Annotated in this window: 3 protein-coding genes; all 3 read left to right on the forward strand. The window is 57.2% G+C overall.

Features of this window, described 5'->3' with window-relative positions:
• Positions 1-472 (forward strand): chromate transporter (locus IRZ24_RS19275; RefSeq protein WP_297168076.1); only part of this gene is annotated, 472 nt, incomplete at its 5' end.
• Positions 469-999: a chromate transporter gene (locus IRZ24_RS19280; protein ID WP_297168079.1), complete on the forward strand. Its 531-nt coding sequence runs from the start codon at positions 469-471 to the stop codon at positions 997-999. The genes IRZ24_RS19275 and IRZ24_RS19280, both read left to right, overlap by 4 nt.
• A 549-nt stretch (positions 1,000-1,548) precedes the next feature.
• The gene (locus IRZ24_RS19285) at positions 1,549-2,172 is read left to right on the forward strand and encodes a superoxide dismutase (protein ID WP_297168082.1); all 624 of its coding nucleotides are present in this window, start codon (positions 1,549-1,551) and stop codon (positions 2,170-2,172) included.
• Positions 2,173-2,554 lie beyond the last annotated feature (382 nt).

Below are 2,554 nucleotides of genomic sequence, written 5' to 3' on the forward strand. Positions count from 1 at the left end.
TTTTTTAAGAGAGAACCTCTGTATTATGACTCCCGGCATTAACCTGGTAGCGATCACTGTGCTCATTGGGCGCAAGCTCGCTGGACCCTGGGGAGTCCTGGTGTCGTTGCTGGGCTTGCTGCTGCCCAGCGCGACCATCACGGCTCTTATCGCCGCCGGCTTTCAGGAGATACAGCATCTGGCTTTCATCGAGGCAATGTTTCGCGGCGTGGTGCCGGCAACCGCCGGTATTATGCTGGTGGTAGCCATCAATTTCGCTCGTCCGCTGCTGAAGCAAGGCTATCAGGAAGGCCCTGGCATGCTGGCCCTCAGCCTGGCCTTCATTGTGCTAGTGACGCTGGCGCTCATTGTCGGCAAAATTACCGTAGTGCTGGTCGTGCTAGCCTCTGCCCTCGCTGGTAGATTCCTCTTCGTTCGCGCTCCCTCTCTGGCAGCGCTGGATCAACAGCCAGACGGAAAGGAGCAGCCATGAAAAATCCTTTGCTCTATTTCTGGCTGTTTCTCAAAGCCTCGCTGTTCTCAACGGGCGGTTTCAGTAATTTCCTCAGCCTGCATCAGGATTTGCTTGCCAATCACTGGGCCGATGAGAGCGACTTTAGTCAGGCGCTGGTCATCGGTCAGTTAAGCCCCGGACCAAACGGTCTCTGGGTCATTGCGCTGGGCTATCTGACCTACGGCTATGTAGGGGCAGCCCTGGCGCTCCTGGCGATCATGATCCCGCCTTTTGTCTCCCTGATCTGGGAGGCGCTCTATCAGCGCCTTGGCGGACTCCACTGGGTCGAGGCCCTGATGCGTGGCGTCTCGCTGGCCGTCGTGGGGATCACTGTAGGAAATAGCTGGACGATCATCAGCCACAGCTCTAGCGATTGGCGGGCCTGGGCTATCGGCGTTGCTGCCTGCTTGCTGGCGCTGAGCCGGCGCGTCCACGTGTTTGTCGTTTTGCTGCTAGCTGCAGGAGCTGGCCTCCTGCTCTACGGTGGCGTCTCGCTGCCTTGGTGACAGTGAGCATGCTCACTGTCCTTTCGGTCAGCGGCGGCTGGCGCTCCTTACGCTATACTAATATACGTAAAGGCAGGCTGCATCTGGCTTGTCCCGCCAGGGGCGCTATACGAGATGCCGCTGGTGAGGGAGCTATCGGTGATAAGATGGTGGGCTGGGGAGAGCGGCTGCGTCGTCCTGGAATGCTCGGCTGGTGGGCTGACCAGCAGAACAGCGCTCGCTCGCTTGATGGCTTGACGGAAAGGTATGCATCTGCTTGACAATCGCATATCTTATCGAATACAACTAAACAGGGGAGTGCTCTAGTGCTGGCTGACGCGACGCTCTGGCCAGTCCCTCGACTGCCCGTGTGCTCGGGCCTTCACGCTCGTGTACATGTGCATCTGTGTCTGCCTGCTTGCCGGACCTGCTGCCCTGCTGCCGGGTCCGGTTCGCTTTTCTCTCCTCTACAAGCCAGCTAGCGCCAGTGCAGGCGAGTGAGCCAGGCCAGGGTGAGCATGCTATCTGCAGCGCCATTCTGGCAATCTCTTTATCAAAAGGAGAAGGTCTATGGCATTTGAACTTCCACCTTTGCCCTATAGCTTCGATGCTCTGGAGCCATATATTGATGCGCAGACGATGCAGATTCACCATGATAAGCATCACGGCACCTATGTCAGTAACCTCAACAGTGCGCTAGAGGGTCATCCCTTCTCTAACCTGCCGGTTGAGGAGGTGCTGAAGCGCATCAACGAGGTGCCAGAGAATGTGCGCACGGCGGTGCGTAATAACGGTGGCGGACATGCCAATCACAGCATGTTCTGGCGCATCATGAAGCCCAATGGCGGCGGCCAGCCCAGCGGCGATCTGGCAAAGGCCATCGAGCAAACCTTCGGCTCCTTCGAGAACTTCAAGAATCAGTTCAATGATGCCGGTCTGAAGCGCTTCGGCTCGGGCTGGGTCTGGCTGGTTCTGGATAAGCAGGGGAAGCTGCAGGTAATCTCGACCGCTAACCAGGATAGCCCCTACATGGATGGTCTCTATCCTGTGATGGGGAACGATGTCTGGGAGCATGCTTACTACCTGAAGTACCAGAATCGCCGCGCTGATTACTTGAATGCCTGGTGGAACGTGGTCAACTGGGAGGAAATTGAGCGCCGCTACGCCGAGGGCCTGAGCCAGCAGAAGCAGTAACCCAGCACGGCGCTTTCTCCCTATTCCCACTGTGGAACATTCCAGGGAGGTTGCCAGTCGGGTCTGCCTTGACTCGACTGGCAACCCTCTTTTTTATTGAGCCTCTTCACAGGATAGCCTGGCATAGGCGCGACAACGCTCAGTCGGCGCTCTGGTGAAAACGCTGCCCTCTCCTGTGAGCAAGGGACCTGAAACCCAAAGGCGGCTGGATGTAGGATGATGGTAGTGAGAGAGCGACGGACAGCATTGAGCAAATCTTTGGGTGACCTTGAGCTATTCTTGAGGTTTTTCTGCTACACTACCCCTAAAGCGATGAGCTTGCTGTGCCTGGCTGTGGTAAGCCAGCCCTTCTTGACTATCCTCATCCCGACCTGTCCCGGCT

Source organism: Thermogemmatispora sp., from assembly GCF_019683755.1.
Classification (GTDB): Bacteria; Chloroflexota; Ktedonobacteria; order Ktedonobacterales; family Ktedonobacteraceae; genus Thermogemmatispora.

What these genes read in the sequence shown, in the direction of transcription:
- IRZ24_RS19280 (WP_297168079.1), top strand. Translation starts at nt 469, where the DNA reads ATGAAAAATCCTTTGCTCTATTTCTGGCTGTTTCTCAAAGCCTCGCTG.
- IRZ24_RS19285 (WP_297168082.1), top strand. Translation starts at nt 1,549, where the DNA reads ATGGCATTTGAACTTCCACCTTTGCCCTATAGCTTCGATGCTCTGGAG.